Raw genomic sequence first — 3,744 nt, forward strand, 5'->3', positions numbered from 1 at the left:
CGGCGGTGATCGTCTCGGCCGTCGCCTCCGGTCGGTTCAGGTAGCCGCTCATGTTCTGGTTACTCCGTACCCAGATCTCGCCTGGCTCGGCGACGGGGATCTCGGCACCCGTTTCCGGGTCGACGATTCGAATCTCGGTGCCCAGCACGGCCTTTCCGGCCGACAGTTGCAACTCGGGCCGAGCCGCGTCGCGATGGTCATCGTCGCTGAGCGCGGTCACCGCCCCGCACAACTCCGTCTGCCCGTACACCTGAACGAACTTCGTTTCAGGCCAGGTGGATAGCGCTCGGTGCAGCAACGGCAGCGGCATCGGCGCGGCGCCGTACACGACGTAGCGCAGCGCGGCCATGGTCGCGGTCGCCGCTTCACCGGCGTCGAGGAACCGGGCGATGACCGGCGGGACGAAAAACGCGTGGGTCGCGCCGGCTCGCACCGCCCCGATCAAGGCCGCGGCGTCGGGTTCGCGGGTCATGATCGTCGGCACGCCGCCCCTGATGCCGAAGAGCGCGTAACCGATACCGCCCACGTGAAAAAGGGGCATGGCAACGAGATTCGCGTCGTTGTCGCCGAACGGGAACGCCGGCGCCAGGTTCATAGCATGGTTGACCAGGGCGCGCTGGCTCAGCAGTACACCTTTCGGGCGTCCGGTGGTGCCGGAGCTGTAGATCACCAACGCCGTCTCGCTTGCGTCCCCCGCCGCGTCGGGTGCGACCGCCGGCGCGGCGGCGAGCAGGGATTCGTACTCATCGTCGACCACGATGATGCGTTCCAGGCGCGGTACCCGCGGGGCGGCCGCGTGGGCCGCGGGTTGCAGCTCGGCGCCGACGATCAGCACCCGGGCGCCGCTGTCGGAAAGGACGTGCACCAGTTCGTCGCCGGTGACGCGCCAGTTGACGACGGTGGTCACCACACCGATCGACGCGCCGGCAAAGAGCACCTCCAGACAGGCGGGATGATTCTTGTCCAGGAACGCCACGCACTGGCCACGCTCTATCCCGGCGGCGCGCAGCGCTCCGGCCGCGCGGCGGATCCGTGCGCTCCAGTCGGCCCACGACCACTCGCGCTCGCCGTACCTGATCGCGATGTCGTCGGGCCGCTGCTGGGCGTGTTGCTCGACGAATCCGGCGAGCGTCTCCGTGGTACTGGCCGTCGTGTCGGCTGCTGGCATGGACCCCTCCGAGTGCGGTTTGCTCCACTCTTGATACGCGGTCGCGGGTGCACACGCCACGTCGGCCCTCGGTTTCAGGCGGCGGTATGCCAACATTGCGGCGGCACCCCCAAACCGACCAGAGGGGAACCGCACATGGTGAACACTGACCGAGCCCGTTCGCGCACATTCGTCGTGACGGGCGCCGCATCCGGAATCGGGCTGGCCACCGCGAGGCGTCTGCTGTCCGAGGGCGGCACCGTCGTCGGGGCCGACGTCGCCTCACCTCCGGACCTGGGCCCGGAGTTCCATTTCGTGACCGCCGATGTGACCGACGAAGCCGCCATCACCGCGGTGATGGCAGCCGTGCCGGACCGCCTCGACGGCGTCTTCCACGCGGCCGGTGTCGCCGGGGGCGGTCCGGTGCACCTACTCGAGCGGGCGGAATGGGACCGGGTTATCGGGACCAACCTCACCGGCACGTTCCTGGTGGCAAAGGCTGCACTGGCCAAGATGATCGAGCAGCCCCGGGTCGACGGTGAGCGGGGTTCCATCGTGACGGTCGCCAGCGTCGAAGGACTGGAAGGCACGGCCGGCGGCAGCTCTTACAACGCGGCCAAAGGCGGCGTCGTCCTGCTTACCAAGAACATCGCGCTCGACTACGGACCGAGCGGCATCCGATCGAACGTCATTTGTCCCGGCTTCATCGAAACACCAATGGCACAAAGCGTTTTCAACATCCCCGGCATGGAGGGCCCGCTGGCGTCCATCACCGAGGAGCACGCCCTGCAGCGGCTGGGCCAGCCGGAGGAGGTCGCCGCCATGGCGGCGTTCCTGCTGTCACCGGACGCCTCTTTCGTCAGCGGCCAGGCCATCGCGGTGGACGGCGGCTACACCGCGGGGCGCGATCACGGCGTGGTCAAACTTTTCGGTTTTCCCGACTGATACCACCGGCGATTCGATACGACTAAGATTCGTCCATGAGCGGTGCACTCTCTCCTGACGACGCGATCGAGGCGATTCGGGGCACAGGCGGTGCCCAGCCCGGTTGCCGGGCGCTGCACGCGAAGGGCACTTTGTATCGCGGGACGTTCACCGCGAAACCCGATGCGGTCATGCTCTCGCGCGCAACACATCTCGCCGGTTCGAAGGTCCCGGCGCTGATCCGCTTCTCCAACGGATCGGGAAACCCGAAACAGCGCGACAACTCGCCCGGCGTGCGCGGAATGGCGGTGAAATTCACCCTGCCCGACGGATCCACCACCGACGTGTCGACACAAACCGCACGGCTTTTCGTTTCGAGCACGCCCGACGGATTCATCGATCTGCTCAAGGCGATGCGGCCCGGTCTCACGACGCCGGTGCGCATGGCCGGATATCTGCTCACCCATCCCAAGCTGCTCGGCGCGTTTCCCGTACTGCGCGAAGCGAATCGGGTCCCGGAAAGCTACGCCACCGCCGAATACCACGGCCTGCACGCGTTCCGCTGGGTCGCGGCCGACGGCAGCGCCAGATTCGTGCGCTATCACCTGGTTCCGGCCGCGAACGAGAATTATCTGTCGGCCGCCGCCGCCCACGGCATGGATCCGGACTTCCTTACCGACGAGCTGAATACCCGCCTCGAGGGCGGGCCGGTGCGGTTCGATTTTCGCGTCCAGATCGCCGGACCGACGGACTCGACGGTGGACCCGTCGGCGGCCTGGCAGAGCACACAGATCGTCACCGTCGGCACCGTTGAGATCACCGGGCTGGACACCGAACGCGAGCACGGCGGCGACATCGTCGTGTTCGACCCGATGCGCGTCACCGACGGCATCGAGCCCTCCGACGATCCGGTTCTCCGGTTCCGGACCCTTGCCTATTCGGCGTCGGTCAAGCTCCGCACCGGCGTGGACCGCGGTTCCCAAGCGCCTCACGTCTGACCGGGCAACCAAGTCACCGACCGACCCGCGGTCGAAATCGGCGGCAGGCTAAGGTTTTTCTTTGATGTCGCCTTTTCAGATGGTTTTGATCTGCCTGGCCGGACTCGGTGCGGGCGCGATCAATGCTCTCGTCGGATCCGGCACCCTGATCACGTTTCCCACCCTGGTGGCCATCGGCTTTCCGCCGGTGACCGCGACCATGTCGAACGCGGTGGGTCTGGTCGCGGGCAGCGTGTCGGGCACCTGGGGCTATCGCGCCGAGTTGAGCGGCCAATGGGATCGGCTGCGCTGGCAGTTGCCGGCTTCGCTGGTCGGCGCGGTGCTGGGCGCCTACCTGCTGCTGCACCTGCCGGAGAAGGTGTTCGTCGACATCGTTCCGGTGCTTTTGGTGCTGGCATTGGTCCTAGTGGTCGCGGGCCCGCGGATCCAGACATGGACCGCACGACGCGCGGAGGTGGCGGGCCGCTCGCCCGAGCACATCACGCCGCGCCGCATGGCCGTATTGGTGATCGGCACGTTCGTCGTCGGCGTTTACGGCGGCTACTTCACCGCCGCCCAGGGCATCCTGCTGGTCGGCCTGATGGGTGCCTTGCTTCCGGAGTCGGTGCAACGCATGAACGCGGCCAAGAATCTGCTCGCCCTTGTCGTGAATGTGGTTGCCGCGCTTGCCTATAC

Annotated in this window: 4 protein-coding genes; 3 read left to right on the forward strand and 1 reads right to left on the reverse strand. The window is 67.2% G+C overall.

The annotated features are described in order from the left end of the window. On the reverse strand, nt 1-1,168 hold a 1,168-nt coding region (locus tag JOZ00_RS25650), incomplete at its 3' end, for an AMP-binding protein (RefSeq protein WP_293350013.1). 135 nt (nt 1,169-1,303) lie between these two features. On the opposite strand from JOZ00_RS25650, the gene JOZ00_RS25655 reads away from it, so the two are divergent. The 3 genes from JOZ00_RS25655 to JOZ00_RS25665 form a co-directional block, all read left to right on the forward strand. Beyond that, nucleotides 1,304-2,092, forward strand: a complete 789-nt coding sequence (locus tag JOZ00_RS25655; protein WP_293350016.1) for an SDR family NAD(P)-dependent oxidoreductase — start codon at nt 1,304-1,306, stop codon at nt 2,090-2,092. Between the two features lie 35 nt (nt 2,093-2,127). Continuing rightward, nucleotides 2,128-3,069, forward strand: coding sequence for a catalase family peroxidase (locus JOZ00_RS25660; protein ID WP_293350019.1), 942 nt, complete (start codon nt 2,128-2,130; stop codon nt 3,067-3,069). A gap of 64 nt (nt 3,070-3,133) precedes the next feature. Beyond that, a partial coding sequence (locus tag JOZ00_RS25665; RefSeq protein WP_293350022.1) for a sulfite exporter TauE/SafE family protein occupies nt 3,134-3,744 on the forward strand: 611 nt, incomplete at its 3' end.

It is taken from the genome of Mycobacterium sp. (assembly GCF_019243155.1).
GTDB lineage: Bacteria > Actinomycetota > Actinomycetes > Mycobacteriales > Mycobacteriaceae > Mycobacterium.